We start from the raw sequence: 25,233 nt of genomic DNA, 5'->3' as shown, positions 1-25,233 counted from the left end.
GGGTACGCCTGGCTCGGGCTGGTCGGCACCGCCGGCGCGTACGCGCTGTGGTTCCGGGGCGCGGCGCGGCTGCCGCTGACCCAGGTGTCCGTGCTGGGCGCGCTGAGCCCGCTGACCGCCGCCGCGCTCGGCTGGCTGGTGCTGGCGCAGGCGCTCAGCCCGGTGCAGCTCGTCGGCTTCGCCGTCGCGATCGCCGCGATGGTGCTCGGCCAGCTCCCCGGTCAGCCGGCAAGCAGGCGGGGCTGGTCGTCGCCGGAGGCGAACCGGAGCTCGGGCAGCGCGCCGCAGGGCACCTCGGCGGCCGCCGCGAGCGGCAGGGTGAACCGGTGCTCAGCCGCCGCGCCGGCCGCGGCCGACTGGTCGAGCAGCCAGCGCACCTCATCGGCCGTCCAGCCCAGCCCGGTGCGCCGGGCGATCTCCCGGACCAGCCGCAGGCCCACCCGGGTGTCGTCGTCGTAGAACCGCATGCACCAGTGATGCGCCCACATGCCGAGCGCGCGGAGCCCGGCCGGGTCGAGCGAGGCGACGAGCCGGCCGCAGGCGGTCTCGGAGAAGGCCCGCCCCGGGTCGTCGGCCCGGTCCCGTTCGATCGCGCCGTACGCGGCCGGCGCCACCACCCGCATCCGGTCGTAGAAGCCCTGCACCACCGCGCGGTCCAGCCCCGTCCGTCCGGACCGCATCAGCGGGCACCTCGCCCGGCCACGCTCGCCATTCCCCGCACCTTTTCTTGAGTTGGTGGCGGGACGGTACCGACCACGACCGACAGTTTTCGACCGGAACCCGTTGTCCGACAAGGGAAAGCGCCGTTGAGCTGGGGCTCGGCCCGGCGCGTCGGTGGCGGCGGGCCGACGGATGGGACCGGGTCCCCCGGGTGGTCCGGGAGCCGCCCCGAGGGGCCCGCCACGGCCAGGTCCGAATCCCGCCAGCCGAGGCCCCGGCCAGCGAGGCAGTATCGGTGGCGTGGAGTTGGACTTCGAGCGGTGCTACCGGGCGGTCGACAGCCGCGACCAGCGTTTCGACGGCTGGTTCTACACCGGCGTGACGTCGACCGGGATCTACTGCCGGCCGTCCTGCCCGGCGATGACCCCGAAGCGGCAGAACGTACGGTTCTTCCCCTCGGCGGCCGCCGCGCAGGGTGCCGGGCTGCGGGCCTGCCGCCGGTGCCGCCCCGACGCGGCACCGGGCTCGCCGCAGTGGGACGTCCGCGCCGACGTGGTCGGCCGGGCGATGCGGCTGATCGCCGACGGGGTGGTCGACCGGGACGGCGTACCGGGGCTGGCCGCGCGGCTCGGCTACACCGAGCGGCACCTGCACCGGATGCTCCGCGCCGAGATGGGGGCCGGGCCGCTCGCGCTGGCCCGCGCCCAGCGCGCCCAGACCGCCCGGATCCTCATCGAGACCACCGGGCTGGGCATGGCCGAGATCGCGTTCGCCGCCGGGTTCGGCAGCGTACGGCAGTTCAACGACACCGTCCGCGAGGTGTACGGGACGGCCCCGTCCGAGCTGCGGGCCACCCGGGGAAGCCGCCCCGCGGCAGGCGGGGCGGGGACGATCACGCTGCGGCTGGCGTACCGGCCGCCGTTGCACGCGGCGGCGCTGCTGGACTTCCTCGCCGTCCGGGCGCTGCCCGGTGTGGAGCAGGTACGCGACGGGACGTACCGCCGGTGGTTGCGGCTGCCGCACGGGGTCGGTGAGGCCGCGCTGACCCCGGCCGACGGGCACGTCGCGGCCACCCTGCGCCTGGCCGACATGCGCGACCTGGCGCCCGCGGTGGCCCGCTGCCGCCGCCTGCTCGACCTCGACGCCGACCCCGTCGCCATCGACGAAACCCTGGCCGCCGACGCTGCCCTCGCCCCGGCGGTGGCCGCGGAACCCGGCATCCGACTCCCCCGCGCCGTCGACGGCTTCGAGATGGCGCTGCGCGCCATCATCGGCCAACAGGTCTCCGTGCGCGCCGCCCGCACCACCCTCACCCGCCTCCTCCAGGCCACCACCCCCACCGCTGACCCCGATGATCATGAAGTTGTTGCCACCGAACGCGGCGTGTCGGGACAACAACTTCATGATCAGCGCGAGCACGGGCGGGAGCTGCGGAGGTTTGTCAGTGCCGAGGAGGTGTTGCGGTTGCCGGATGAGGCGTTCGGGATGCCGGGGGTGCGGCGGGAGACGATCCGCGGGCTGGCCCGGGCGGTGGCTGACGGAGAGCTCGATCTCGATCCGGGTGGGGACCGGGAGGAGGCCGTACGGCGGCTGACCGCGCTGCCCGGGATCGGCGCCTGGACCGCCGGTTACGTGGCGATGCGGGCCCTCGGCGACCCGGACGCCTTCCTCCCCACCGATCTCGCCGTGCGCCGGGGCGCGACCGCGCTCGGCCTGCCCGACGACCCGAAGACCCTCGACGCGTACGCCGACCGCTGGCGCCCCTGGCGGTCGTACGCGGTGATCCGACTCTGGAGAGCAGCATGACCACACTGGACAGCAGTGTCCTCCCGACGCCCGCCGGCCCGCTGAGCATCCTCGCCGGCCCGGACGGCGCGGTCCGCGCGGCCGGCTTCACCGCCACCCCGGCGAGCCTGCTGCCGCTGACCCACCCGAGCCTCCGCGGCGATCTGCGGGACCGGTCCGACCTCGGCCCGGTGACCGCCGCCGTCCGCTCCTACCTGGACGGCGACCTGGCCGCGATCGACGCGGTGCCGGTCGAGCAGCACAGCGGCGGGGTGTTCATGACGCACGCCTGGCAGGTGCTGCGGGAGGTCAAGCCGGGCGAGCCGGTGACGTACACCGGTTTCGCCGGGCTCGCCGGCCGCCCCGCCGCGGTACGCGCCGCCGCGGCGGCCTGCGCCCGCAACGCCGCCGCCCTCTTCGTCCCCTGCCACCGGGTACTGCGCACCGACGGCAGCCTCGGCGGCTACCGCTGGGGGCTGGACGTGAAGCGGTGGCTCCTCGACCACGAGGCTCGGCAGCGCTGAGTGACGGAAAGATGACAGAGGCGTGACCGTGGCGCGACTCGCTGATCTGAGCCGTCCCGGACACGCGGGCCACGGTTAACTCGTGGTCGCGGCGTCACCGGGTGCCTACGATCGGCTGATGACTGATACGGCGAGGACGGCCCGCGCCGGCATCCCCGAGCGTCCCACCCTGGACGGGCTCGAGGAGAGCTGGGCGCGCCGCTGGCAGGAGGAGGACACGTACGCGTTCGACCGCTCCAAGGAGCGGGCGGACGTATACGCGATCGACACCCCGCCGCCGACCGTATCCGGCGAGCTGCACATGGGACACGTCTTCTCGTACACGCACACCGACACCGTGGCGCGGTTCCAGCGGATGCGCGGCAAGGCCGTCTTCTACCCGATGGGCTGGGACGACAACGGCCTGCCCACCGAGCGTCGGGTGCAGAACGTCTACGGGGTGCGCTGCGACCCGAGCCTGCCGTACGACCCGGACTGGGTCCCGCCCGCCGCTCCGGTGGACGACGCCGCCCGGAAGAACCCGGTCTCGGTCTCCCGGCGCAACTTCATCGAGCTGTGCGAGCTGCTGACGGTCGCCGACGAGGAGGCCTTCGAGGCGCTGTGGCGCCGGCTCGGGCTGTCGGTGGACTGGTCGCTGACGTACACCACGATCGGCTGGATGGCCCGGGCGACCTCGCAGCGGGCGTTCCTGCGCAACCTGGCCCGCGGCGAGGCGTACCAGGCGGAGGCGCCGACGCTCTGGGACGTCGGCTTCGCCACCGCCGTGGCGCAGGCGGAGCTGGAGGACCGGGAGCGGCCCGGGGCGTACCACCGGCTGCGGTTCCACGGGCCGGGCGGGCGTGAGGTGCTGATCGACACCACCCGACCGGAGCTGCTGCCGGCGTGTGTGGCGCTGGTCTGTCACCCCGACGACGAGCGGTACGCCGACCTGGTCGGCGCGACGGTGCGTACGCCGGTCTTCGGGGTCGGGGTGCCGGTGCGCGCGCACCCGCTGGCGGACCCGGCCAAGGGCACCGGCATCGCGATGGTCTGCACCTTCGGTGACCTGACCGACGTGGCCTGGTGGCGGGATCTCCAGCTCGACACCCGGGTGGTGATCGGCCGGGACGGCCGGCTGCTCCCCGAGCCGCCGGCCGGCGTGCCCGCGGAGCCGTACGCGGCGCTGGCCGGGCAGACGGTCAACGGCGCCCGGCGGACCCTGGTCGAATTGCTGGCCGACGCGGGTGACCTGGTCGGCGAGCCGCGCCCGATCACCCACCCGGTCAAGTTCTACGAGAAGGGCGATCGGCCACTGGAGATCGTCTCGACCCGGCAGTGGTACCTGCGCAACGGCGGCCGCGAACCCGAGTTGCGCGCGGAGCTGCTGGCCCGGGGCGAGGAGCTGCACTGGGTGCCGGAGCACATGAAACACCGGTACGAGCACTGGGTGAGCGGCCTGACCGGGGACTGGCTGGTCAGCCGGCAGCGCTTCTTCGGGGTGCCGGTGCCGCTGTGGTACCGGCTCGACAACGCTGGCGAGCCGGACCGGTCCCACCCTCTCACACCGGACGAGTCGATGCTGCCGGTCGACCCGTCCAGTGAGGCGCCGGCCGGATTCGAGGAGTCGCAGCGCGGCGTGCCGGGCGGCTTCGTCGGCGACCCCGACGTGCTGGACACCTGGGCCACCTCGTCGCTGACCCCGCAGATCGTCGGCGGCTGGGAGACCGACGAGGATCTGTTCCGCCGGGTCTTCCCGATGGACCTGCGCCCGCAGGCGCACGAGATCATCCGGACCTGGCTCTTCGCCACCGTGGTCCGCTCCCATCTGGAGCACGGGGTGCTGCCGTGGCGGGATGCGGTGCTCTCCGGCTGGATCCTCGACCCGGACCGCAAGAAGATGGCGAAGTCCAAGGGGAACGTGGTCACCCCGATGGGGCTGCTGGAGCAGCACGGCTCGGACGCGGTCCGGTACTGGGCGGCCAGCGGCAAGCCCGGGATGGACCTGGCCTTCGACCCGGCGCAGATCAAGGTGGGCCGCCGGCTGGCCACCAAGCTGCTCAACGCGTCGAGGTTCGCCCTCGGGCTGGGCGCCGCCGACGCGTTGCGCGCCCCGGCGACCGAGCCGCTGGACACCGCCATGCTCGCCGAACTCTCCGGCGTGGTCGCCGCCGCGACCGCCGCCTTCGACGGGTACGACCACACCGCGGCCCTGATGGCCACGGAGGCGTTTTTCTGGCGGTTCTGCGACGACTACATCGAGCTGGTGAAGGAGCGCGCCTACGGCTCCGGGCCGGGGGCCGACTCGGCGCGGGCGGCGCTGGCCACCGCGCTGTCGGTGCAGTTGCGACTGTTCGCACCGGTGCTGCCGTTCGTCACCGAGGAGGTCTGGTCCTGGTGGCGGTACGGCTCGGTGCACCGGGCCCCCTGGCCCACCACGTACGAGGTGGGCCGGGCGATCCAGGCTCCCGGTGATCCGGCGCTGCTGCGCCTCGCCGGGGACGCGCTGAGCCAGGTGCGCCGGGCGAAGTCGGAGCGGAAACTGTCGATGAAGGCGGAGGTGCCGCTCGCCGAGGCGCTCGGCCCGGCCGCGGTGCTGGATCAGCTCACCCTCGTCGCCGACGACCTCCGCGCCGCCGGCCGCATCGGGAAACTCGACCTGCTCCCCAACCGCACGCCGGAACTCGTCATCGCCTGCGCCTTCTGACCCGCCCCCGCCTCCCGCTCGCGCCGATGCGGGGAGCGGGCGGGAGGCGGGTGGGGTGGGTCAGCTGGTTTCGCCGGCGACGGAGAAGGAGCGGAGGCGGTCGACGGCCAGCACCGTGAAACCGACACTGACCAGGGCGGTGAGCACCGCGGCGACCGGGACGGAGACCGTGGTGGAGAGCAGGTCGGTGGGGGCCATCCGATCCGCGAGGGCGATCACCCACTGCTGGATGGAGAGCACCTTGGTGCCGTCCACGAACCGGCCGAGCAGCCCCTCCCAGATCAGCACGTAGACCAGGCCGAGCAGGACCGGCCGCCGGGTGACCAGGCTCAGCGCCAGGAACAGCGCCGAGTACGCGAGCGCGCCGAGCGCCGACGCGGCGGCGAGCGCCAGTCCGAGGCGTACCGAATGCGCGAGGACGCCCGCGACGTAGAGCGGGACGGCGACGGTGGCCGCGGTGACGCCGGCCGCGACCGCGAGCTTCGGCAGCACGATCTGCCAGCGCGGCAACGGCTTGGTGAGGATGTGCACCACCGTGCCGTCGTCGATCTCGGCGCCGAGCACGCCGGTGCCGACGATCAGCGCGACCACCGGCAGCACCACGGCCAGCCCGAGCCCGACCAGCACCGGCGGCCCCCACTGGCTCGGGTCCACGCCGAGGGAGCGGGAGGTCACCGCCAGCACCAGCAGCAGCGCCGGCAGCGGGAGCAGCAGCAGGAACCGGCGCCGGCCGAAGAGTCCGCGCGCGGTGATCCAGGTAACCGTCGACATCGTCAGGCCCCCACCAGGTACGAGAAGACGCTCTCCAGGGACTCGTCCTCGGGTGTCAGCGCGCGGACCCGGATGCCCCGGGCCAGCGCGATCTTCGGTAGCGCCCGGGTGAAGGCGCCGTAGTCGCCGGCCCGGACGGTGAGCCCGTCGCGACCCAGTTCCACCCCGGTCACCGACTCCTCGGCGATCAGGGCGACCGCGAGGGCCCGGTCGTCGGTGGAGCGGACCGCGAAGACGTGCGGCCGGTTGGTCATCAGCCGGCGGATGGTGCGGTAGTCACCGGAGGCGGCGAGCCGGCCGGCGACCATCACCTGCACGGTGCCGGAGACCTGCTCGACCTCCTCCAGGATGTGCGAGCTGAACAGGATGGTCCGGCCGGCGTCGCCGAGGGAGTGCAGCAGCGCCATCATATGCAGCCGTTGCCGCGGGTCCATCCCGTTGAACGGCTCGTCCAGGAGCAGCACCTGCGGGTCGTGCACCAGGGCGGCGGCCACCCGGGTGCGCTGCCGCATGCCCTTGGAGTACGTGCCGATCCGCCGGTCCTGCGCGTCCTCCATCTCGACCAGGGCGATCGCCCGGCGGGCCGCGGCCTCCGGGTCGGGCAGCCGGTGCAGCTTCGCGCTGGCCAGCACGAATTCGTACGCGGTGAGGAAGGTGTGCACCGCCTCCCGCTCGCTGACCAGCCCGAGCCGGCGGTAGACGCCGGGGTTGCGCCAGGTCGGCTCGCCGTCCAGGGTGACCGCGCCGCGGGAGGGGGCGAGGAAGCCGGCCATCATGTGCAGCAGCGTGGTCTTGCCGGCGCCGTTCGGGCCGAGCAGCCCGGTCACGCCGGGGCCGAGGCGCATCGTGACGTCGTTGACCGCCACCACGTTGCCGTACCAGCGGGAGACGCCGGCGAGGTCGAGGGTGGACGCGGGCGTGGTCGGGACCGCCGTCTGCGGGCCCGCAATGATCGTGGTCATCGGGCGGCCACCTTCCGGTATCGCAACAGCAGCAGGGCGACGCAGCCGGCCACCAGCAGCACGGCGGCGCCCACGTAGACCGGCCCGAAGTCGCCGATCATCTGGTCCGCCGCCGCGCCGGGTTCCAGCTTGTCGCCGAAGGCCCACAGGCCGACGGCATGGAGGAGGAAGGACGGCGAGGCGAGCATGGCCAGCTCGTTGACCGTCCGGGACGGCATGATCGACAGGACGCCCACGATCGGCGCGGTCATCAGGAACGCGGCCACGATGCCGCCGGCGGCGAACGCCCGCTTGCTGGTGAGCGAGGCGATGAGCAGCCCGACCGAGGCGAAGACGAGCGCCCACAGGGCGGCGTAGAGCAGGCTGGGAAGCACGTCGCCGAGTTCGGTCCATACCCCGTGCAGCCCGTCCTTGGTGGTGAACGCGGCGCCGAGGAACATCACCAGCTGCGGCGCGCCGAGCAGCAGCCAGAGCGCGGTGACCAGCGCGCCGAGCTTGGCCAGCGCGTAGTCGCCGCGGGGCAGCGGCCGGGAGAAGTAGAGCGGCAGCACGCCGCTGCGCAGGTCACGGGAGACCAGCTCCGGAGCGACCACCGCGACGAAGAAGATGACCAGCCAGCTCATAGTGTCGACGAACCGGGCGTACGTCATGACGGCCTGGCCGGTCTGGCTGCGCACCGCGGTCACCCCCGCGGCGACGACCAGCACGATGCCGACCACCAGCCAGGGGAAGATCTTCGCCTTGGCGCTCCGCCCCAGCCCGAACGCGGTCCGCAGGCCGTGCACGTAGAGCGCGCCGAAGACATGCCGGCGGCCCAGCCGCGGGCCGGTGTAGCGCTGATAGCCGATGTCGTGGATGACGCCGGTCGGCTCAGGCATGGCTGGGCTCCCTCGTGGCGAAGAGTTCGGCCACCCGGTGCCGGCGCTGGTCCAGCCGGTGCAGCGGCAGGTCCAGCTCGGCGACCGCGCCGAGGATCAGGTCGTACGTGGCGTCGTCGGCGAGCGGGACGAGCAGCAGCCGCCCGTCGCGGGACACCGGCAGGTCGAGCGCGGCGAGCCGGGCGGCGAGGTCGTCCGTACCCTCGCTGACCTCGACGGCGAGCACGTCGGTGGCGGTGGTCATCGCGGCGACCCGGTCGGCGCGGAGCAGCCGCCCGCCGTCGATCGCGACCAGCGTGTCGCAGATCCGTTCCACCTCACCGAGCAGGTGCGAGCAGACCAGCACCGAGATGCCGAACTCGGTGCCGATCCGGTGGATCAGCGCGAGCATGGCGTCCCGGCCGGCCGGGTCGAGGCCGTTGGTCGGCTCGTCGAGGAGCAGCAGGTCGGGGTCGTGCACCAGAGCCTGGGCGAGCTTCACCCGCTGCTTCATGCCGGTGGAGTAGCCGCCGACGGCACGGTGGCGCTCCTCGTGGAGGCCGACGTGGCGCAGCGCCTCGGAGGCCCGTTCGCGAGCGACGGTGCGCGGCAGCCCGCTGATCCGGCCGAGGTGGGTGACCAGCTCCGCAGCGGAGAGGTCGGGCGGGAGGGCGTCGTGTTCCGGCATGTAGCCGACCCGGGCGCGCACCGCCGCCGGGTCGGTGGTCGGGTCGAGGCCGAGCACGGAGACCCGGCCGCTGGTCGGTGCCAGCAGGCCGAGCAGGATCTTGATCAATGTGGACTTGCCGGCGCCGTTCGCGCCGACCAGGCCGATGATCCCGGGCTCGACCGCGACGGTCAGGTCGGCCAACGCGCTGACTCGACCTCCGTACGTCTTGGTCAGCGACTCGGTCGCGATCAGTGTCACGCTGCTCAGCGTAGGAACCAGGTGCCCCTCGGTACATCCGGCGCGCCCCTGATCCTGCCGCGTTCCCCCACTAGGGGTACGCGTTCGCGGGGCAGTGGGCGGGGCTCCGGGCGAACGGCCGGTGGCCGGCAGGTGGAGTGCCGCTCTCGACCGATCGCCGGTGGGCTGAGAAACTGTGTGCCGGCCGGTGAGTGGGGGTTCGATGAGCAACGGGTGGGTGCTGCCCGAGGACGTGTTACGGGATGCGCCGGCGTACGCGCCCCGCACCAGCGAGCTGGCCGACCTCGAACTGCTGCTCAGCGGGGCGTACGCCCCGCTGACCGGTTTCATGACCCGCGCGGATCTGGCGTCGCTCCGCCGCCGTGGCCGGCTCGCCGACGGGACGCCCTGGTCGGTACCGGTGACCCTGCAGGTGCCGGCCGCGCTCGCCGAGGGTCTGGAGCTGGACGATCCGCTGCGCCGGGCGCTGGTGCTCACCGACGGCGAGGGCGCCCCGGTGGCCGCGATGGACGTGACCGACGTGTGGCCCGCCCGGGACGGCACGGTGGGCGTCGGCGGGCGGGTCCGCCGGTTCGGCGACGGTGGTCACGGGCCGTTCCAGCGGCTGCGCCGCAGCCCCGACGAGGTCAAGGCGCTGCTGCCCCCGGGCCGGGTGCTCGGGGTCTTCGCCGACCGTCCGCTGCACCGGCCGCAGCTCGCCCAGATCGCGCACGCCGCCCGCACGCTCGGCGCGCACCTGCTGGTGATGATTCCGGTGGGCGAGGAGTCGACCGGTGGGCTGCCGGCCGAGGCGCTGGTCCGTACCGTCTTCGCCGCCCGGGACCGGATGCCCCCGGCCACCCTGGTCGCGGTGCCGCTGGCCCGGCGGCGCGACGAGATCAGCGACGCGCTGCTGCGGGCCCGGGTCGCCGCCGCGTACGGGGTGACCCACCTGCTCTCCACCGGCGAGATGCTCTCCGGCGCCGGCCTGCGGGTGCTGGTGCCCAGGGAGCTGGCCTACGACAACCGGGACGGGCAGTGGCGCTGGCGGGAGGACATCCCTCCGCGCAACCGCCGGTCGGCGCTGAGCCAGGAGGAGATCGAGGACCTGCTGGACCGGGGCTTCCCGCTGCCCGAGTGGCACACCCCGCCGGCGGTGGCCAAGGAGCTGGCCCGGGCGCGCCCGGCGCGCCGGCACCGGGGCCTGGTGATCTTCTTCACCGGCCTCTCCGGCTCCGGCAAGTCGACCATCGCGCGGGGCCTGGCCGACGCGGTGCGCGAGGGCGGCGACCGCACGGTCACCCTGCTCGACGGCGACGTGGTGCGCCGGGAACTCTCCAAGGGGCTCGGCTTCAGCAAGGCCGACCGGGACACGAACGTCCGCCGGATCAGCTGGGTGGCCGCCGAGATCGCCCGGCACCGGGGCGTCGCCATCTGCTGCCCCATCGCCCCGTATGCGGCGGGGCGGGCGGCCGCCCGGGAGATGGCGACCGCCGCCGGGGCCGGCTTCCTGCTGGTCCACGTCGCCACCCCGCTGGAGGTGTGCGAGCAGCGCGACCGCAAGGGCCTGTACGCGCGGGCCCGGGCCGGCCTGCTCACCGGGATGACCGGCATCGACGACCCGTACGAGGAGCCGACCGACGCCGACCTGGTGGTGGACACCACCGACATGACCATCGCCGAGGCGGTCCAGGTCGTGATGAACCACCTGACCGAGACCGGCTGGGTGGAGCCCCGCCTCCAGCCCGCCTGATCCGTCCGACGTCCGCCGCCGTCCGCCTCGCCGGGCGGCGGCGTCGGCTGCGCTCGCCACCCGCTCCTTCCGTCGTCCCCTGCTGCGCGCTAGTGTTCAGCTTTGTTGGAACACGTTCGACCGCGTGGGCACGTGGTCACGAAGCCCGGAGGTACGGCGGATGCTGGCGCGGCAGCGGCAGGCGGCCATCCTGGAGCGCGTCCGCAGCACCGGCGGCGTACGCGTGACCGAACTGGCCGCCGAGTTCGGCGTCTCCGACATGACCATCCGGCGGGACCTCGACACGCTGCACGAGCAGGGCCTGCTGGCCAAGGTGCACGGCGGGGCCACGATCGCCGGCCCGAGCTCCACCGACGAGCCCGGCTTCCGGGCCAAGTCGGTCCGCCAGTCCGCCGAGAAGGCGGCCATCGCCACCCGGGCCGCGCAACTCGTCCAGCCCGGCGCCGCGATCGCCCTGTCGGCCGGTACGACCACCGCCGAGCTGGCCCGTCGCCTGGTCGACGTACCGGGGCTGACGGTGGTGACCAACTCGCTGCCGGTGGCCGAGATCCTGCACGTCGGCGGTCGGCCGGACCAGACCGTGGTGCTCACCGGCGGCCTCCGTACCCCCTCCGACGCGCTGGTCGGGCCGCTGGCCGTGTCGGCGATCGCCTCGCTCCACCTGGACCTGCTCTTCCTCGGCGTACACGGGATCAGCGGACGGGCCGGCTTCACCACGCCCAACCTGATGGAGGCGGACACCGACCGGGCCCTGGTGGCGGCCGCCGACCGGCTGGTCGTCCTCGCCGACCACACCAAGTGGGGCACGGTCGGCATCTCCTCGATCGTCGGGCTGGACGCCGCGAACGTGCTCATCACCGACGACCGGTTGCCCCCGGAGGCCCGTCGGGTACTCGACGAGAAGGTGGACGAGCTGATGATCGTGCGGAGCGCGGGGCGGGCCACGGAGGAGGCGGAGTGAAGCGTACGCAGATCGAACTGGCCGACGGCCGCGAGCTGATCTACTTCGACGAGCGGGACGACGCAGTCCGCGACCAGCCCGACCGGCGCGAGCTGCCCCCGCCGCCACCGGCCTCCCAGCTCCGCTACGACCCGCTCACCGACGAGTGGGTGGCGGTCGCGGTGCACCGGCAGACCCGCACCTTCCTGCCGCCCGCCGACCAGTGCCCGCTCTGCCCGTCGACCGCAAGCCGGCTCACCGAGATCCCGGCCCCCGGCTACGACGTCGCGGTCTTCGAGAACCGCTTCCCTTCGCTGAGCCAGCGGGTCGCCGATGAGCCGGCCGAGATCACCCCGTTCACCCCGGTCCGCCCGGGCCGCGGCCGGTGCGAGGTGGTCTGCTTCACCGACGACCACAACGCCTCGTTCGCCGGCCTCTCCCCGCGCCGGGTGCGCAGCGTGCTGGACGCGCTCGCCGACCGGACCACCGCCCTCGGCGAGCTGCCCGGGGTCGAGCAGATCTTCCCGTTCGAGAACCGGGGCGTGGAGATCGGGGTGACCCTGCACCACCCGCACGGCCAGATCTACGCGTACCCGTTCGTCACGCCGCGGACCCGCACCATGCTCGCCGCCGCACGCCGGCACGCCGAGCGGACCGGCGGCAACCTCTACGCCGACGTGCTCGCCGCCGAACGCGCCGCCGGCGAGCGGATCGTCGCCAGCAACGAGCACTGGACGGCGTACGTCCCGGCGGCCGCCCGCTGGCCGTTCGAGGTGCACGTGGCTCCGCACCGGCCGGTGCCAGACATCCCCGCGCTGACCGACGCCGAGCGGGACGCCTTCGGGCCGCTCTACCTCGACGTGCTGCGCCGCTTCGACGGGCTGTTCGACCTGCCCATGCCGTACATCGCGGCGTGGCACCAGGCGCCGGTGCACGTCGACCGGGAGCTGGGACACCTGCACCTGCAGCTGTTCACCATCCGCCGCGCGAAGGACAAGTTGAAGTACCTCGCCGGATCCGAGTCGGGGATGGGCGTCTTCATCAACGACATCGCCCCGGAACGCGCCGCCGAACTGCTCCGCGCCGCCTGACTCCGGACCCGGGAGACAGGGCGCGGGGGGCCCGGGACAGGGCCCCCCGCAGGGAAGGGACGGCTGGCTGTGCGCGACAGCCGGGAAGGCTGGCTGATCGGCACTCATGCCGCGAGGCGACCGCGGTCAACCTTCCTGGACGAGACTGGCATCGCGTCCACCCTGGTCAACGAGGCGGGACCAGGTCGGGTGACGGAGCCCGGGTACGACGGAGCCCGCCGGCGGGTGCCGGCGGGCTCGGTCGGTGACGCGGGACGAAATCAGACGGACAGCTTGCGGGCCAGGTTCTCGTCGAGCGCGTTCATGAACTCGTCGGTGGTCAGCCACGGGGCGTCGCGCGAGATGAGCAGCGCGAGGTCCTTGGTCATCTGGCCGCCCTCGACGGTCGCCACGATGACCTGCTCCAGGGTGTTGGCGAACTCGGTGACCGCCGGGGTGTTGTCCAGCTTGCCCCGGTGGGCCAGGCCGCGGGTCCAGGCGTAGATCGACGCGATCGGGTTGGTCGAGGTCTTCTCGCCCTTCTGGTACTGCCGGTAGTGCCGGGTGACGGTGCCGTGCGCCGCCTCGGCCTCGACCGTACGGCCGTCCGGGGTCATCAGCACGGAGGTCATCAGGCCCAGCGAGCCGAAGCCCTGCGCGACGGTGTCGGACTGCACGTCACCGTCGTAGTTCTTGCAGGCCCAGACGAAGCCACCCTCCCACTTGAGCGCGGCGGCGACCATGTCGTCGATCAGCCGGTGCTCGTAGGTGATGCCGGCAGCGGCGAACTGGTCCTTGAACTCCGCCTCGAAGACCTCGGCGAAGATGTCCTTGAACCGGCCGTCGTACGCCTTGAGGATGGTGTTCTTGGTCGACAGGTAGACCGGGTAACCGCGGTCGAGGCCGTAGCGCATCGAGGCGCGGGCGAAGTCCCGGATCGAGTCGTCGAAGTTGTACATGCCCATGGCGACGCCGCCGCCGGGGAAGTTGGCGACCTCCATCTCCATCGGGGCGCCGCCGTCGGCCGGGGTGTAGGTGATGGTCACCGTGCCCGGGCCGGGGACGACGAAGTCGGTGGCCTTGTACTGGTCGCCGTGGGCGTGCCGGCCGATGATGATCGGCTTGGTCCAGCCGGGGACGAGCCGCGGCACGTTGGACATGATGATCGGCTCGCGGAAGACGACGCCGCCGAGGATGTTCCGGATCGTGCCGTTCGGCGACCGCCACATCTTCTTCAGGCCGAACTCCTCCACCCGGGCCTCGTCCGGGGTGATGGTGGCGCACTTGACACCCACGCCGTGCTGCTTGATGGCGTTGGCGGCGTCGACGGTGACCTGGTCGTCGGTCTCGTCACGGTGCTGGATCGACAGGTCGTAGTAGTGCAGGTCGACGTCGAGGTAGGGCAGGATCAGCTGCTCCCGGATCTGCTTCCAGATGATCCGGGTCATCTCGTCGCCGTCGATTTCCACGACCGGGTTGTTTACCTTGATCTTCGCCATCGGCCGGCGCTCCTCTCGGGGGACACGTGCTCAAGCAGTACGAGCGTACTGGAAACTGACCGGGGCTCCCCAGCCGGCCTCACCCCTGCCACGGGGTCGCCCGCAACGGGGCGCGGTGACATCCTTCCCGGATGCCGCTGACTCACACGGTCGGGTCTATCACGGTCACCGCACTGGTGGACGGAGCGGGGCCCTTCTTCCAGCCCCGGGAGGAGGCGTTCCCCGACGCCACGCCCGCGCACTGGCGGGCCGCCGACGCGCGGGACCCGGCGACCGTCACCCGGGACGGCCGGTGGTGGCTGCCGTTCCGCTGCTTCGCGCTGCGCGCCGGGGACGGGCCGGTCACCCTGGTCGACGCCGGCATCGGGCCGGCGGACTCGCCCGCCGCCAGTTGGGCGCCGGTACCCGGTCGACTCCCGGAGGAGCTGGCCGCCGCCGGGATCGACCCGTCGGACGTCCGGACGGTGGTGCTCACCCACCTGCACAGCGACCACATCGGCTGGGCGGGTTCCCTGTTCACCCAGGCGGACCACCTGGTGCAGCAGGCCGAGCTGGACGCGCTGGAACTGTTCCACCCCGAGCTGCCGGCCCGGCTGGTCGGGCCGTTGCGCGCCGCCGGCCAGCTCCGGGTGGTCGACGGCGACACCGCCCTCACCCCGGCGGTACGCGTGCTGAGCACGCCCGGGCACACCCCCGGTCACCAGTCGGTGCTCGTCGACGCCGGCGACGACCGGCTGCTGGTCACCGGCGACCTGCTGGTGCACGCCGTCCAACTGGTCGAGCCCGGCCTGGCGTACGCCCACGAGGAGGACCCGCCAACGGCCCGCGCGTCCCGGATGGCCCTCCTACCCGCCCTGACCGCCCACGGCCCGGCAACCCTGGCCAACCCCCACCTGGGCGACCCGTTCGTGCCGCTCGGGTAGGAACGGCGAAGGGGCACACCGGCGGACCGGTGTGCCCCTTCGCGCGGGTGTCACATGTTGGAGATGTCGCTCTGCTTGGCGCGGACGGCCTCGGCGGCCTCCTTCAGGGCGGCCAGCTCGTCGGCGTCCAGGTCGGTCTCGACGACCCGCTTGACGCCCTCGGCGCCGATCTCGGCCTCGACGCCCAGGTAGACGCCGGAGATACCGTACTGCCCGTCGACCCAGGCACAGACCGGCATGACGTCGCCGGAGTCCTCCGCGACGGCCTTGGCCATCCGGGCGGCGGCGGCCGACGGGGCGTAGTACGCCGAGCCGGTCTTCAGCAGCGCGACCACCTCGGCGCCACCGTTGCGGGTCTTGACGACGAGCTCCTCGATCTGCTCGGCCGGCATGACGTCACGCAGCGGCTTGCCGTTGACGGTGCTCTTGGACGGCACCGGGACCATCGTGTCGCCGTGCGAGCCGAGGGTCAGCGTCTTCACGGACTTCACCGGTACGCTCAGCGCCTCGGCCACGAAGTTGGTGAACCGGGCGGTGTCCAGCATGCCGGCCTGGCCGAGGACCCGGTTCTTCGGGAACTGGGTGGCGAGCTGGGCCAGCGCGGTCATCTCGTCCAGCGGGTTGGAGACGACGAGAACGACGGCGTTCGGGGCGTACTTGGCGACGTTCTCGGCGACCTGGCGGACGATCTTGGCGTTGGTCTCCAGCAGGTCCATCCGGCTCATGCCCGGCTTGCGCGGCAGGCCGGCGGTGATCACGACCACGTCCGAGCCCTCGATCGCCTCGTAACCCTCGCCGTTCGGGCCGGTGGTGACGCCGACGACCTTGGTCTCGAAGCCCTCCACCGGACGCGACTGGTTGAGGTCCAGCGCGATACCCGCCGGCTTGCCCTCCACGATGTCGGTGATCACGACGGTGTCGAAGACGTCGTACTCGGCCAGGCGCTGTGCGGTGGTGGAGCCGTAGAAGCCGGCTCCGACGACAGTGACCTTCTTACCCATGGTCGTCCCACTCCCTGATACCAGTCGGTTTTCCGGACCGTATCAGCCATCCTGGCACCGATCAGGCCAGGGGCGGACGGTTATGACGTGCTTGGGTGGTCAGTCCTGCCGCTCGGCGCGCTCGACGACGTTGGTCAGCAGCATGGCCCGGGTCATCGGGCCGACACCGCCCGGCATCGGCACGAGCTTGCCTGCCACCTCGGCGACCTCCGGGTCAACGTCGCCGGTGTAGCGACCCTTGCCGTCCGGGCCGATCACCCGGGTGATGCCGACGTCCACCACCGTCGCGCCCGGAGTGATCATGTCGGCGGTGAGCAGGCCCGGCACGCCGGCCGCCACGATGACGATGTCGGCCGCCCGGGTGTGTGCGGCCAGGTCGAGGGTGCCGGTGTGACACAGCGTCACGGTGGCGTTCTCGCTGCGCCGGGTGAGCAGCAGGCCGAGCGGGCGGCCCACCGTGTTGCCCCGGCCGACCAGCGCGACCTTGGCGCCGCGCAGCGCCACGTCGTACCGGCGGAGCAGCTCGACGATCCCGCGCGGCGTGCAGGGCAGCGGGCCCTCGTAGCCGAGCACCAGCCGGCCCAGGTTGACCGGGTGCAGGCCGTCGGCGTCCTTGTCCGGGTCGATCATCTCCAGCGCCCGCTGGGTGTCCAGGTGCGCCGGCAGCGGCAGCTGGACGATGTAGCCGTGGCAGGCCGGGTCGGCGTTGAGGCCGGCGAGCACCTCGTCGAGCTGCCCCTGGGTGGCGTCAACGGGCAGTTCCCGCCGGATCGAGGCGATGCCCACCTCGGCGCAGTCGCGGTGCTTGCCGTTGACGTACGCCTGCGAGCCGGGGTCGGCGCCGACCAGGACCGTGCCCAGCCCGGGGGTGATGCCGCGCTCCGCCAGTGCCTTGACCCGCACCCGCAGCTCGTCCTTGATCTCCGCCGCGGTCGCCTTGCCGTCCAGGATCGTCGCCGTCACGTCCAGATCGTCTCACGTTCCCGGTCCCCCGACGGACGACCAGCGAACCGTGGCGACCGGTTACCCACCTTTCGCCACTCTGCGTCACCGCTGTCCGGCGGGTCAGGCGCAGGGAACGTCGGGGGTCGCGGTCAATTCGGCGTCGGTGGCGTGCTCGACGAGCGCGGTGAGACGCGCTCGGCCGCCGACCGAGAGCAGCCAGGTCGAGGTCCGCCCGTCCGGGGAGGCCGCGGAGAGCTCCGTCCAGGTCACCGGCCCGCGGAGACCTGCCGCGGAGACCTGGCGGGCCAGGTCGGCGAGGGCGGCCTCGACGGTCGGACCGCGGCCCGCATCGTCGGCCCCCGTCTTCGGTGGACGGCCGCCCGGCGGCGGCACGTACCTCTTCGACGCGAGGCCGCGCGACCCGTTCCGACGGATCGGCCCGGACGACGGAGGCCCCGCCCCCGGAGGAAGGGGACGGGGCCTCCTGCATTCGCCTCGGATCAGAGCTGGGCGAGGTCGAACGCCCAGATGCCGCGGCCGTGCGTGGCCACGTAGACCGAGTTGTCGACCGCGTTGTACTCGACGTCCATGCCGACGGTCAGCGGCAGGCCGGTGCCGAGCCGCTGCCAGTCGGTCGCGCCGGGCGCGCGGTAGAACGTGGCCAGGTCAGTGGCGAGCACCAGAGCGCCGTTGGACAGCTCCTTGATCGAGCTGGCCGGCACGTCCGGCAGGTTCGCCGAGACGTCCTTCCAGGTCGCGCCCGCGTCGGTCGTCTCGTAGACGTGGCCGAAGCCGGCGCCCGGGCCCTCGGTGAACCGCCGGGAGAACCCGTTGATCGCCAGGAACGCGTGCGACGGGTTGGCGGGGTCGACCCCGACGCCCTGCACGAACCGGTTCGGGAAGTCCGCCGACAGGGTCAGCTGGTGCCAACTGGCCGGGTCGTTCACCTTGCCGACCGCGACGCCCCGGGCGAAGTGGTCGTTGTTGCACGGCCCGCACCAGCCGACGTACGCCGTGCCGCCGGAGACGGCGACCGACGTGGCGGTGTGGCCCGCGCCCAGGTCGAAGACGTTCGTCCAGCCCTTGCCGTCCTGGATGGAGTAGCCCTTGGTGTTGACCCAGACGTGCCGGCCACCGGCGACCCAGCCGTTGGCGTCGTGGTCGTCCGGCGCGAACGGTGCGATGAACCGGGCCGGCTCGTCACCCGGCGACGAGGTGTACGGCCGGATGTCCCGCGAGGTGGAGGTCTCCAGCGTGCCCGGGCCCGGGTTCTCGTTGCAGTTCTCGGTCACCCGCATGGCCAGGTTGGTGTACTCCTGGACCTGCTTGCAGCCGTTGGCCGGGTCGGCCTGCGCGTCGCCGCCGTCACCGCCGAAGTGCGAGCCCATCACCGTGTCGCCGGGGCGCAGGATCGAGGCGCCGTTGTCCTGCAGACCGCCGGAAACCACGGTGCCGGCCTTGGCCGGGTCCTTGCCGACCGCGACCGAGTAGTACTGCAGTGCGTCCATCGAGCCGTCGTTCAGGCTCTTCCAGTCGGTGGCGTGCCCGTCCTTGTTGGTCTGGCCGTTGATCGGCCGGCGGTAGACACCACCGTCGTTGCCGACGTAGACGAACCCATCGCCCACCGCCACCGAGTGCTGGTCCGGGTGGGTCGAGTCCGGGCAGGTGTTCTTGCTGTCGCTGATGTTCCAGCAGGAGAAGTAGAAGTTCCAGTACGGGCCGATGGTCTTCCAGGTGGCACCGGCGTCGGTGCTCTCGTAAACCTCCTCCAGGCCCGCCCAGAGGTGGTTCGGGTTGGCCGGGTCGACCGTCAGGAACTGGTTGTACCAGGCCTGGATGCCCGGCCCGTAGCCCTTGCCGATCACGGTCTGCTTGAGCGCGGAACCGGAGCTGCCCAGCTTCTGCGAGTCAGCGATCTTGCTCCACGGACCCGAGGGCGAGCCGTTGTTGGAGACGTAGATGCCGTCGAGGTAGCTGTTCACGTTGCCGGTCGGCTTGTTCAGCAAGCTCGGCGACTGGTTGATCGCGTACAGCTTGCCGCCGTCGGCCGAGAAGGCGAACGTCACGTAACCGATGTCGTCGGCCGGGATGGCACCGGTCGGGTTGACCTTCGTCCAGCCGCCGGCGGTGTAGTCGGCGGTCTCGTAGAAGCCGTTGTAGGTGTCACCCGAACGCCAAGCCGACGCCACGACGACGTGCTTGGCGTCGCGCGGGTCGCCGGCCACGTCGTTCACGATGTTCTTGTACGCCGCGTTGGCCGTGCCCGCGTTCGCCCCGCCCGGCAGGTAGCTCGGGTTCGGCGCGAACTCCAGCTTCCAGGAGCCGGAGGTGCTGCTCATCGCGTGCGAGTACAGACCCCGGTTGGTGGCGGCCCAGACCTTGCCGTCGAAGAACCGGAGCTTGTTGATGACGGTGCTCTCCAGCTCCGAGCCGCCGACCCGGTCGCTGCTGCTGAACTGGCTGCTCTTCGGGCTGCCGAGCCGGTAGACGCCGGCGCCGACGTACGAGGTGCCACCGGTGTTGGCCTCGCCGGTGGCGTACCAGAGCGAGCCGTCGGAGGCGAGGACCAGGTCACCGCTGGAGAGGGTGGGCAGCTGGTCGGCGATCGGCGTCCAGTTGCCGCCGCCGGTGGACGAGCGCCAGACGCCGCCGTCCGCGCCGGCCGCGTAGACGTAGCCGCTCTTGTCCGCCGCCAGGCCGGTCACCCGGCCGGTCACGTCACCGGCACCGCCGGAGGAGTTCGAGGCGTAGTCGCGGTAGCGCGGGTCGTCCGCGTCGTACCGGATCTTGGTCACCTCGCGCCAGTTGCCCTTGGTCACCGACAGCGAGCCGAGCTGGCTGTACGCGGCGGAGTAGGCGCCGGGCGAGACGATGCCCGGGGCGTACCGCGGCTGGGCGAACTGCTCGGCGATGGTGCGGGCCTCGAAGGCTTCCTCGCCGGCCTCCGCCGGGTCCTCGCCGGCGAGCATCTCGGCGCGTTCGCGCGGCTGCATGGGCAGGCCGGCGCCGGGCTCCTTGGCTAGGCCGAGGGCCTCGAGGACCTCGTGGTTGGTGGCCGCGACGCCCCCGAGCGCGGCGGTCAGCACCAGCGCGCCCGCGATTATCGCCGGCTTGCGCCAGCGGGATTTCGACATGCGAATCCTCCAGGATTCAGTGGACCCGGGCGGGTGGCCCGGGGAGGGGAACCACGGATCGCGGATGGCGACCCAGGGTGGTGGTGATCAGACGAGCACTGTCCAGAGCGACCTGTCCGGGCAGCGGGCATCGACGGAACGTCAGGCGCCCGGAAGCGGCGACCGGGAAGGGTCAGCGGAGCGCGGCCGGTGGGGCCCGGGTGGGCAGGGTGCCCCGGGGCGGCAGCGGCGCGGCCGGCTGCCGGTAACTGGTCGACGTAACGGCGGCGGTCGGCGTGCCGCCGACCCGCACCGCGACGTCGAGGAGGAGATCGTCCGGTCCGTCGGTAAGACCGACGCCGGCGCGGTGGTCACCGCGCAGTCCGCCAGGAGCCTCCGCCCGCGCGTCCGGCGGAGCGTCGCGGTGCCCGAGGCGATCCACGAGCGCCCGGGGGTCACCGGACGGCGGTGCGGCAGGTTCTGGCGTGGTGACCGGGGCGTCGACGTGCCGCGCGTCGGGAGGAACGACGGGCGGCGCGTCGTGGACGATCGACCGGTGCGCGGCGGTGACCACCGCGCCGGGTAGCGGGGTCTCCCCGCGGACCGGGGCACCCAGGCCGACCAGGACGAACGCCATGGCGACGGCGACGGCGGTCAGCCGGTCCAGCACGCGCATGGGCAGTCCTGCCGGGAGTGAAGGGTGTCGCAGGCCGCTCGGGCGGGCGGCCGGACCGGCCGCGGGCCGGAGACGGGGCCGCGAGGAGAACGGGGAGGGTCGATCGGGGGATACCGAACCACGCTAGCAACAACGGTTGTTGATGGGCAACGGCTCGATGATCGTCCTTTCGGTCGTCACCGCCGGACCCCGCGGACCGCTCCCCAGTGGAGACTCAGCCGGGGAAGCGACGCGGCCGGTGCCGCGCCCTTCCCCGGTCGAGGTCGAGATCAGTGGAAGAAGTGGCGGGTGCCGGTGAGATACATGGTCACGCCGGCCTCCTTCGCCGCGGCGATGACCTCCTCGTCGCGGATCGAGCCACCGGGCTGCACGATCGCCCGGACGCCCGCGTCGATGAGGATCTTCGGCCCGTCGGCGAACGGGAAGAACGCGTCCGAGGCGCAGACCGCGCCACGGGCCCGGTCCGCGCCGGCCCGGGTGACCGCGAGCTGCGCCGAGTCGACCCGGTTGACCTGGCCCATGCCGACGCCGACGGTGGCGCCCTCCTTGGCCAGCAGGATCGCGTTGCTCTTCACCGCGCGGACCGCCCGCCAGGCGAAGACGAGGTCGCGCAGGGTGGCCTCGTCGGCCGCCTCGCCGGTGGCCAGCCGCCAGTTCGCCGGGTCGTCCCCGTCGGCGTCGATCCGGTCCCGCAGCTGGACCAGGACGCCGCCGGTGACCTGCCGCCACTCGGCCGGCAGCGGGTTGAAGGCCGGGGCACGCAGCAGCCGGATGTTCTTCTTCGCCTGGAGGATCTCGACCGCGCCCTCGTCGAAGCCGGGCGCCACCAGCACCTCGGTGAAGATCTCCGCCACCTGCCGGGCCAACTCCACGCTCACCGGGCGGTTCACCGCGATCACGCCGCCGTACGCGGACACCGGGTCGCAGGCGTGCGCCTTGCGGTGCGCCTCGGCGACGTCCACGCCGACTGCGATGCCGCACGGGTTGGCGTGCTTGATGATCGCCACCGCCGGCTGGTCGGCGAAGTCGTTCGCGGCCCGCCAGGCGGCGTCCGCGTCGACGTAGTTGTTGTACGACATCTCCTTGCCGTGCAGCTGCTCCGCCTGCGCCAGACCGGCCGGGCTGGCCGGGTCGGTGTAGAGGGCGGCCGCCTGGTGCGGGTTCTCGCCGTAGCGCAGCACCGCCGAGCGGCGCAGCGTCAGGCCGGCGAACTCCGGCCACCAGTCGTCGGCCGGGGCGAGCTCCTGGGCGAACCACTCGGCGACGGCCACGTCGTACTCGGCGATCGCGGCGAACGCGCGGGCGGCGAGCACCCGGCGCTGAGCCAGGGTGAACCCGCCCTCGCCGAGGGCGGCCAGCAGCGCCGGGTACGCGGACACATCGGTCACCACCGCGACGGAGGCGTGGTTCTTGGCGGCGGCCCGCACCATCGCCGGGCCGCCGATGTCGATCTGCTCGACGCACTCGTCCTGCGACGCGCCGGAGGCGACCGTGGCCTGGAACGGGTAGAGGTTGGACACCAGCAGGTCGATCCCGCCGATGCCGTGCTCGTCGAGCTGGGCGACGTGCGAGTCCTTGCGCAGATCGGCGAGGAGACCACCATGGATCTTTGGATGCAGGGTCTTCACCCGGCCGTCGAGGATCTCCGGGAAGCCGGTCACCTGCTCGACCGGGGTCACCGGGACGCCGGCCGCGGAGATGGTCGACGCGGTGCTGCCGGTCGAGATGATCTCCACCCCGGCGCCGTCCAGGGCCTGGGCCAGCTCGACCAGACCGCTCTTGTCGTAGACGCTGACCAGCGCCCGCCTAATCGGGCGACGCTCGTCCTGAGTGCTGCTCATGCCGCCCCCTCGCTTCGCCCGGCGCCGGCATGAGGCACCACCACGCCGTAACCATGGTTCGCTCGCTGACGCTCGCTCACGGGACCGTGACCTTTCTTCCGGTGATCGTCCAACCTTCGCGGACCAGCCGGCCGACCTGCTCGACGAGCTGGCGCCGCTCGGCCTCCTTGATGCGCTCGGTGAGCGTCTCCTCGTCGTCGTCGTCGCGCACCGGCACGGCGACCTGGGCGACGATCGGGCCGGTGTCCATCCCGGCGTCGACGAAGAAGAGGGTGGCTCCGGTGATCTTCACGCCGTAGGCGAGGGCGTCCCGGGGGCCGTGGATGCCGGGAAAGGCCGGCAGCAGGGTGTTGTGGGTGTTGAGATAGCGGTCGCCGAAGGCGGCCAGGAAGTGCGGGCCGACCAGCTTCAGGAAGCCGGCGCTGATCACCAGGTCCGGCTTGTGCTCCGCGACGTGCGCGGTCAACGCCCGGTCCCAGTTCTCCCGGGTGGGGTGGTCCTTGAGCCGCTCGACGAAAGTCGGCACGCCGGCCTTCGCGGCCCGGTCCAGGCCCGCGATGCCGTCCCGGTCGGCGCCCACGGCGACCACCCGGGCCCCGTACGCGGGGCCGGCGCTGGCGTCCAGCAGCGCCTGGAGATTGCTGCCGGAACCGGAGACGAGGACGACGAGGCGGGCGACGGACGCGGGCTCGGTCACGCGGCCACCCTATCGGTCAGGTCGGGGCGTCCGGCGCTCGGGCAGCGACGTTTCGGTTGATCTCTACGGTGGCGCCGGCGCGATACGCTGCCGGTCGCTTGGTGCCCGGCGTACGCCCGGCTCCGCACCCTTCAACCGACCGGCGCCGCAGCGGTGCCGATGGAACGAGGAGTCCGCCCCATGCAGCCCGGATACCCGCAGCAGCAGCCGCCGCAGATCGACAACAACATGACGATGTCGATCGTCTCGATCTTCCTGTTCTGGCCCCTGGCCATCCCGGCCATCATCAACGCGTCCAAGGTGAACCCGCTGCTGCAGCAGGGCGACTACGCGGGTGCCCAGGCCGCGGCCGCCGAGTCGAAGAAGTGGTCCAAGTGGGCGCTCATCATCGGCCTCATCGGCTGGGCCATCTCCATCCTGTGCTGCATCCTCGGCGGCGTGGGCGCGATCATGGGTGGCAACAACTCGAGCTACTGACAGCCGATCCCCCAGTCTGAGGAGCCCCTTCCGATGCAGCCCGGTTACCCCGGTCAGGACCCGTACGGCCAGCAGCCGCCGCAGGACCCGACCTCCCCGCAGTACCAGGACCCGTACGCCCCGCCGCCCGCGGCGCCGTACGGTCAGCAGCCCCCGGCCGGCCAGCCGTACGGCCAGCCGCAGGACCCGTACTCCCAGCCCCAGCCGCCGCAGTACGGGCAGCAGCCGACGTCGGGCCAGCCGTACGGCCAGCCGACCTCCGGGCAGCCGTACGGCCAGCCGACCTCCGGGCAGCCGTACGGCCAGCCCACCTCGGGCCAGCCGTACGGGCAGCCGCCGCCGTACCAGGACCCGTACGCCGCGCAGCAGCCCTACGGCGCGGCGCCGACCTACCCGAACGCCGGCTACCCCCAGCCGCAGGGCCAGCAGAACACCCTCGGCCTGGTATCGATGATCCTCGGTATCGCCTCGATCCCGCTGATCTGCTGCCTGTACCTCGGCATCCCGGTGGGCATCGCCGCGGTCGTCACCGGCTACCTCGGCCGGCAGAAGGCCGCACAGGGTCTGGCCACCAACGACGGTCAGGCCAAGGCCGGTCTGATCTGCGGCGCCATCGGGGCCGGCCTCGGCATCGTGCTGATCATCCTGGCCGTGGTGGGCAACTTCAACCTGCCGACCGAACCCTGATCGGCGACCAGCCGCAGGGGCGCTCCGGAGCATCCGGGGCGCCCCTCGCCGTCTCGGGGCGCCGCCGGGGTCCAGATCGCCCGCCGGGTTACGCCGGGCGTCCTGGTCAGCGACGAGGGGCTGCGGGGCGGCGTGCGCCGGGTTCGGCCCCGGCCGGGCGGGCCAGAACCTTGGTGGCGGCGGCACTGAGCAGCGCGCCGGCGGCGATGACCACGGTGGCCACTCCGGCCACCTGCCAGGGCACCGGGCCGATCTCGGCCAGCCGGCCACCGCCGAGCGGCCCGCCGGAGACGGCGGCGTACGCGCCGAACGCCACCATCTGGTCGGCCGCCTACCTCCTCGGGCCCGGGTTCGCCATCGGCACCGACACCGCGGTGCGGACCAGCGAGGTCTCCGTCGGCGCGCTGCCGGCCGTACCGCTGCTCGCCGGACTGCCGCGCGGGCCGGTCGACGGGCTCGGCG

The 25,233-nt window shown here is 72.8% G+C and carries 22 protein-coding genes and 2 pseudogenes; 11 read left to right on the top strand and 13 right to left on the bottom strand.

Annotated elements, in window-relative coordinates; translation table 11 throughout:
- Positions 1-18: 18 nt before the first annotated feature.
- Positions 19-147: pseudogene (locus tag DKL51_RS36290) on the top strand (EamA family transporter); the annotation flags it as partial.
- Positions 148-221: 74 nt separating this feature from the next.
- On the opposite strand, the gene DKL51_RS36285 reads toward DKL51_RS36290, so the two are convergent.
- Positions 222-680: a hypothetical protein gene (locus tag DKL51_RS36285; protein WP_243420457.1), complete on the bottom strand. Its 459-nt coding sequence runs from the start codon at positions 678-680 to the stop codon at positions 222-224.
- Between the two features lie 280 nt (positions 681-960).
- Here DKL51_RS36285 and DKL51_RS12185 point away from each other — a divergent pair, with 280 nt between their 5' ends.
- The 3 genes from DKL51_RS12185 to valS all read left to right on the top strand — a co-directional run bounded on the left by DKL51_RS12185 (position 961) and on the right by valS (position 5,652).
- The gene (locus DKL51_RS12185) at positions 961-2,466 is read left to right on the top strand and encodes a DNA-3-methyladenine glycosylase 2 family protein (protein ID WP_124812050.1); all 1,506 of its coding nucleotides are present in this window, start codon (positions 961-963) and stop codon (positions 2,464-2,466) included.
- Positions 2,463-2,969 (top strand): methylated-DNA--[protein]-cysteine S-methyltransferase, encoded by a 507-nt coding sequence (locus DKL51_RS12180; RefSeq protein ID WP_109947714.1) that lies wholly within the window; start codon positions 2,463-2,465, stop codon positions 2,967-2,969. The genes DKL51_RS12185 and DKL51_RS12180 overlap by 4 nt, the downstream gene beginning before the upstream one ends.
- A gap of 118 nt (positions 2,970-3,087) precedes the next feature.
- Positions 3,088-5,652 (top strand): valine--tRNA ligase, encoded by a 2,565-nt coding sequence (gene valS / locus DKL51_RS12175; RefSeq protein ID WP_109947752.1) that lies wholly within the window; start codon positions 3,088-3,090, stop codon positions 5,650-5,652.
- Positions 5,653-5,712: 60 nt separating this feature from the next.
- Here the strand turns inward: valS and DKL51_RS12170 are convergent, their stop codons facing one another.
- The 4 genes from DKL51_RS12170 to DKL51_RS12155 are packed head-to-tail and all read right to left on the bottom strand — an operon-like array spanning position 5,713 to position 9,170.
- Complete coding sequence (locus DKL51_RS12170; protein ID WP_109947713.1) at positions 5,713-6,423, bottom strand: ABC transporter permease; 711 nt, start codon at positions 6,421-6,423, stop codon at positions 5,713-5,715.
- Positions 6,424-6,425: 2 nt separating this feature from the next.
- The gene (locus DKL51_RS12165) at positions 6,426-7,385 is read right to left on the bottom strand and encodes an ABC transporter ATP-binding protein (RefSeq protein WP_109947712.1); all 960 of its coding nucleotides are present in this window, start codon (positions 7,383-7,385) and stop codon (positions 6,426-6,428) included.
- Complete coding sequence (locus DKL51_RS12160) at positions 7,382-8,263, bottom strand: ABC transporter permease (RefSeq protein WP_109947711.1); 882 nt, start codon at positions 8,261-8,263, stop codon at positions 7,382-7,384. The genes DKL51_RS12165 and DKL51_RS12160 overlap by 4 nt, the downstream gene beginning before the upstream one ends.
- Positions 8,256-9,170 (bottom strand): ABC transporter ATP-binding protein, encoded by a 915-nt coding sequence (locus DKL51_RS12155; RefSeq protein WP_109947710.1) that lies wholly within the window; start codon positions 9,168-9,170, stop codon positions 8,256-8,258. The genes DKL51_RS12160 and DKL51_RS12155 overlap by 8 nt, the downstream gene beginning before the upstream one ends.
- A 202-nt stretch (positions 9,171-9,372) precedes the next feature.
- Between DKL51_RS12155 and cysC the strand changes: the two genes are divergently transcribed.
- The 3 genes from cysC (at position 9,373) to galT (ending at position 12,933) form a co-directional block, all read left to right on the top strand.
- Positions 9,373-10,902, top strand: a complete 1,530-nt coding sequence (gene cysC / locus DKL51_RS12150; protein ID WP_109947709.1) for an adenylyl-sulfate kinase — start codon at positions 9,373-9,375, stop codon at positions 10,900-10,902.
- A gap of 160 nt (positions 10,903-11,062) precedes the next feature.
- Positions 11,063-11,863, top strand: a complete 801-nt coding sequence (locus tag DKL51_RS12145) for a DeoR/GlpR family DNA-binding transcription regulator (protein WP_109947708.1) — start codon at positions 11,063-11,065, stop codon at positions 11,861-11,863.
- The gene (galT, locus tag DKL51_RS12140; protein WP_109947707.1) at positions 11,860-12,933 is read left to right on the top strand and encodes a galactose-1-phosphate uridylyltransferase; all 1,074 of its coding nucleotides are present in this window, start codon (positions 11,860-11,862) and stop codon (positions 12,931-12,933) included. Before DKL51_RS12145 ends, galT begins: the two co-directional genes overlap by 4 nt.
- A 260-nt stretch (positions 12,934-13,193) precedes the next feature.
- Here the strand turns inward: galT and DKL51_RS12135 are convergent, their stop codons facing one another.
- Positions 13,194-14,411 carry an NADP-dependent isocitrate dehydrogenase gene (locus DKL51_RS12135; RefSeq protein WP_109947706.1) on the bottom strand — a complete coding sequence of 406 codons (1,218 nt, stop codon included), beginning with the start codon at positions 14,409-14,411 and terminating at the stop codon, positions 13,194-13,196.
- A gap of 131 nt (positions 14,412-14,542) precedes the next feature.
- Here DKL51_RS12135 and DKL51_RS12130 point away from each other — a divergent pair, with 131 nt between their 5' ends.
- A complete protein-coding gene (locus DKL51_RS12130; RefSeq protein WP_109947705.1) occupies positions 14,543-15,334 on the top strand; it encodes an MBL fold metallo-hydrolase in 792 nt (263 codons plus the stop codon).
- Positions 15,335-15,384: 50 nt separating this feature from the next.
- On the opposite strand, the gene mdh is transcribed toward DKL51_RS12130, so the two are convergent.
- The 7 genes from mdh to purN form a co-directional block, all read right to left on the bottom strand.
- A complete protein-coding gene (gene mdh / locus DKL51_RS12125) occupies positions 15,385-16,335 on the bottom strand; it encodes a malate dehydrogenase (protein ID WP_109947704.1) in 951 nt (316 codons plus the stop codon).
- A 99-nt stretch (positions 16,336-16,434) separates the two neighbouring features.
- Complete coding sequence (locus tag DKL51_RS12120; RefSeq protein WP_109947703.1) at positions 16,435-17,298, bottom strand: bifunctional methylenetetrahydrofolate dehydrogenase/methenyltetrahydrofolate cyclohydrolase; 864 nt, start codon at positions 17,296-17,298, stop codon at positions 16,435-16,437.
- 102 nt (positions 17,299-17,400) lie between these two features.
- Positions 17,401-17,673 (bottom strand): hypothetical protein, encoded by a 273-nt coding sequence (locus tag DKL51_RS12115; RefSeq protein ID WP_109947702.1) that lies wholly within the window; start codon positions 17,671-17,673, stop codon positions 17,401-17,403.
- 107 nt (positions 17,674-17,780) lie between these two features.
- Positions 17,781-20,414: a beta propeller repeat protein gene (locus DKL51_RS12110; protein ID WP_124812049.1), complete on the bottom strand. Its 2,634-nt coding sequence runs from the start codon at positions 20,412-20,414 to the stop codon at positions 17,781-17,783.
- A gap of 172 nt (positions 20,415-20,586) precedes the next feature.
- Entirely contained in the window at positions 20,587-21,069 is a 483-nt protein-coding gene (locus DKL51_RS12105; protein ID WP_109947700.1) for a hypothetical protein, read from the bottom strand.
- A gap of 269 nt (positions 21,070-21,338) precedes the next feature.
- Complete coding sequence (purH, locus tag DKL51_RS12100) at positions 21,339-22,910, bottom strand: bifunctional phosphoribosylaminoimidazolecarboxamide formyltransferase/IMP cyclohydrolase (RefSeq protein ID WP_109947699.1); 1,572 nt, start codon at positions 22,908-22,910, stop codon at positions 21,339-21,341.
- A 76-nt stretch (positions 22,911-22,986) separates the two neighbouring features.
- Positions 22,987-23,607, bottom strand: a complete 621-nt coding sequence (purN, locus tag DKL51_RS12095) for a phosphoribosylglycinamide formyltransferase (protein WP_109947698.1) — start codon at positions 23,605-23,607, stop codon at positions 22,987-22,989.
- Between the two features lie 180 nt (positions 23,608-23,787).
- Between purN and DKL51_RS12090 the strand changes: the two genes are divergently transcribed.
- From DKL51_RS12090 to DKL51_RS35675, 3 genes and pseudogenes are all read left to right on the top strand, one after another.
- Entirely contained in the window at positions 23,788-24,084 is a 297-nt protein-coding gene (locus DKL51_RS12090) for a CD225/dispanin family protein (RefSeq protein ID WP_109947697.1), read from the top strand.
- 33 nt (positions 24,085-24,117) lie between these two features.
- Complete coding sequence (locus DKL51_RS12085; protein WP_109947696.1) at positions 24,118-24,771, top strand: DUF4190 domain-containing protein; 654 nt, start codon at positions 24,118-24,120, stop codon at positions 24,769-24,771.
- 293 nt (positions 24,772-25,064) lie between these two features.
- Positions 25,065-25,233, top strand: a pseudogene (locus tag DKL51_RS35675) (cell division protein PerM); the annotation flags it as partial.

The organism is Micromonospora globispora (assembly GCF_003857015.1).
Classification (GTDB): domain Bacteria; phylum Actinomycetota; class Actinomycetes; order Mycobacteriales; family Micromonosporaceae; genus Micromonospora; species Micromonospora globispora.
This window is presented reverse-complemented; position numbering and strand designations above follow the sequence as displayed.

Bases quoted from the DNA above. Each gene is read 5' to 3' on its own strand.
- DKL51_RS36285 (WP_243420457.1), bottom strand. From the start codon at position 680: ATGCGGTCCGGACGGACGGGGCTGGACCGCGCGGTGGTGCAGGGCTTC.
- DKL51_RS12180 (WP_109947714.1), top strand. From the start codon at position 2,463: ATGACCACACTGGACAGCAGTGTCCTCCCGACGCCCGCCGGCCCGCTG.
- valS (WP_109947752.1), top strand. From the start codon at position 3,088: ATGACTGATACGGCGAGGACGGCCCGCGCCGGCATCCCCGAGCGTCCC.
- DKL51_RS12170 (WP_109947713.1), bottom strand. From the start codon at position 6,423: ATGTCGACGGTTACCTGGATCACCGCGCGCGGACTCTTCGGCCGGCGC.
- DKL51_RS12165 (WP_109947712.1), bottom strand. From the start codon at position 7,385: ATGACCACGATCATTGCGGGCCCGCAGACGGCGGTCCCGACCACGCCC.
- DKL51_RS12160 (WP_109947711.1), bottom strand. From the start codon at position 8,263: ATGCCTGAGCCGACCGGCGTCATCCACGACATCGGCTATCAGCGCTAC.
- cysC (WP_109947709.1), top strand. From the start codon at position 9,373: ATGAGCAACGGGTGGGTGCTGCCCGAGGACGTGTTACGGGATGCGCCG.
- DKL51_RS12145 (WP_109947708.1), top strand. From the start codon at position 11,063: ATGCTGGCGCGGCAGCGGCAGGCGGCCATCCTGGAGCGCGTCCGCAGC.
- DKL51_RS12135 (WP_109947706.1), bottom strand. From the start codon at position 14,411: ATGGCGAAGATCAAGGTAAACAACCCGGTCGTGGAAATCGACGGCGAC.
- DKL51_RS12130 (WP_109947705.1), top strand. From the start codon at position 14,543: ATGCCGCTGACTCACACGGTCGGGTCTATCACGGTCACCGCACTGGTG.
- mdh (WP_109947704.1), bottom strand. From the start codon at position 16,335: ATGGGTAAGAAGGTCACTGTCGTCGGAGCCGGCTTCTACGGCTCCACC.
- DKL51_RS12110 (WP_124812049.1), bottom strand. From the start codon at position 20,414: ATGTCGAAATCCCGCTGGCGCAAGCCGGCGATAATCGCGGGCGCGCTG.
- DKL51_RS12105 (WP_109947700.1), bottom strand. From the start codon at position 21,069: ATGCGCGTGCTGGACCGGCTGACCGCCGTCGCCGTCGCCATGGCGTTC.
- purH (WP_109947699.1), bottom strand. From the start codon at position 22,910: ATGAGCAGCACTCAGGACGAGCGTCGCCCGATTAGGCGGGCGCTGGTC.
- DKL51_RS12090 (WP_109947697.1), top strand. From the start codon at position 23,788: ATGCAGCCCGGATACCCGCAGCAGCAGCCGCCGCAGATCGACAACAAC.
- DKL51_RS12085 (WP_109947696.1), top strand. From the start codon at position 24,118: ATGCAGCCCGGTTACCCCGGTCAGGACCCGTACGGCCAGCAGCCGCCG.